General features: G+C 35.5%; 4 protein-coding genes. All 4 read right to left on the bottom strand.

What is annotated here, in order from left to right; all coding sequences use genetic code 11:
- Window positions 1–138: 138 nt before the first annotated feature.
- The 4 genes from ACIQXV_RS29765 to ACIQXV_RS29750 all read right to left on the bottom strand — a co-directional run bounded on the left by ACIQXV_RS29765 (window position 139) and on the right by ACIQXV_RS29750 (window position 1,242).
- Window positions 139–309: a hypothetical protein gene (locus ACIQXV_RS29765; protein ID WP_402966002.1), complete on the bottom strand. Its 171-nt coding sequence runs from the start codon at window positions 307–309 to the stop codon at window positions 139–141.
- 81 nt (window positions 310–390) lie between these two features.
- Window positions 391–489, bottom strand: coding sequence for a YjcZ family sporulation protein (locus tag ACIQXV_RS29760; RefSeq protein WP_402965893.1), 99 nt, complete (start codon window positions 487–489; stop codon window positions 391–393).
- Between the two features lie 65 nt (window positions 490–554).
- Window positions 555–668 carry a sporulation protein YjcZ gene (gene yjcZ, locus ACIQXV_RS29755; protein ID WP_402965890.1) on the bottom strand — a complete coding sequence of 38 codons (114 nt, stop codon included), beginning with the start codon at window positions 666–668 and terminating at the stop codon, window positions 555–557.
- A 343-nt stretch (window positions 669–1,011) separates the two neighbouring features.
- Window positions 1,012–1,242: a hypothetical protein gene (locus ACIQXV_RS29750; RefSeq protein ID WP_402965999.1), complete on the bottom strand. Its 231-nt coding sequence runs from the start codon at window positions 1,240–1,242 to the stop codon at window positions 1,012–1,014.
- Window positions 1,243–1,300: the final 58 nt, after the last annotated feature.

The following is a 1,300-nucleotide window of genomic DNA, read 5'->3' as shown; positions in this document are numbered from 1 at the left end:
GCCAATTATAGCAGCCTAATCTTAAAGTGAAAAACGCCTTATGTTTAATAACTTACAATTTGTTCAAAAAGAACAGTTGCATATGATGACAACTGTTCTTTTCCGTAGGCTCATGGAAACACTGTTTAAATCAAATGCTTAAAAGAATCTGCGTCGTCTTCTTTCGAATTCAAAGCGTCTTCTTCTTTCAAATTCAAATTCAAAGCGTCTTCTTCTTTCAAATTCAAATTCAAATGGAAAACGTCTTCTTCTATCGAATTCAAATTCAAATTCACGTCTTCTTCTAAAGTCATCACGAAAAAAAACCATGTGTATTTCATCCTCCTTTCATTTCAATAGTCTATAAACAAAGGGACAGATTAACTTAACCTGCCCTTTGTTCCGTTCACTTTAGTAGCCGCCCATCATAAAAGAAGCTCCTACAATGATAAGGAGTATAAACAATACCACGATGAAAGCAATACCACGTTCTTCTCTCCGTTCTTCCATGTATAACACCTCCTGTATTGGCTTAAATAGGATTTTACTCCGCCCAAATCATATCGGGTGGTTTATTAAACGAGGCTAGTCAGTACGATAATTAACAGAATGAACAATACTACGATTAACACAAAAGTGCTGCCGCCGCCATAGCCTCCGCCATAGCCTCCGCCGTATCCATATCCCATATTTTTCACCCCCTATTTATTGGAATATCCATAGGAAAAACAATCCTACTATGTATATATATTTTTTTAGGACAAGGTTTGCTTGGACAATCATCATGGTGATAGGACAAAATGGCGATTTACTAAAACTATTTCTAAAAAAATAAAAAGAAACGTCTGCAATAAAAGCAAACGTTCTTCGGTGAGGTATATATGTTTTGGTGTTGCTGGCAGGTGGTAGTAATAACATATGCACTCAGACTAAAACTGAATGGGACAAGTGTGGATTAAATGTAAATTACGTTGTCCATTCCTTCAATAGTTCAATATAATTTTTACCGCTTGAAATGAAGCTAGAATTCCCTTACCGAGTTGACATACTTATTTTTTTTAGTTGGTTGCTTTCAATAATAGGATTAGAATGACCGTTTCTTGCTACTTCAATCATGGCTTTTCCCAATTCCTCAGATGTAATGACACTGTTCAGTTTCAATAGTAATGGATTCAAAGGCTTCATTACATCATAAAAAAATTGGTACAATTTTGTTTTTGATTTCACACCATGCAATGGAATGATGATACTTGGACGAAACATATAAGCCGCCTTAAATGGAGGATGCTAGAAAGCAGAATAGGTTTTCCCATTCTCTCTT

This window comes from Neobacillus sp. NPDC097160 (assembly GCF_044762155.1).
In the GTDB taxonomy this organism is placed as follows: Bacteria; Bacillota; Bacilli; order Bacillales; family Cytobacillaceae; genus Neobacillus.
Note: the sequence above shows the minus strand (reverse complement) of the source record. Positions and strands in the feature narration are given on the sequence as shown.

Coding starts and splice junctions, on each gene's coding strand:
- ACIQXV_RS29760 (WP_402965893.1), bottom strand. CDS start 489: ATGGAAGAACGGAGAGAAGAACGTGGTATTGCTTTCATCGTGGTATTG.
- yjcZ (WP_402965890.1), bottom strand. CDS start 668: ATGGGATATGGATACGGCGGAGGCTATGGCGGAGGCTATGGCGGCGGC.
- ACIQXV_RS29750 (WP_402965999.1), bottom strand. CDS start 1,242: ATGTTTCGTCCAAGTATCATCATTCCATTGCATGGTGTGAAATCAAAA.
- ACIQXV_RS29765 (WP_402966002.1), bottom strand. CDS start 309: ATGGTTTTTTTTCGTGATGACTTTAGAAGAAGACGTGAATTTGAATTT.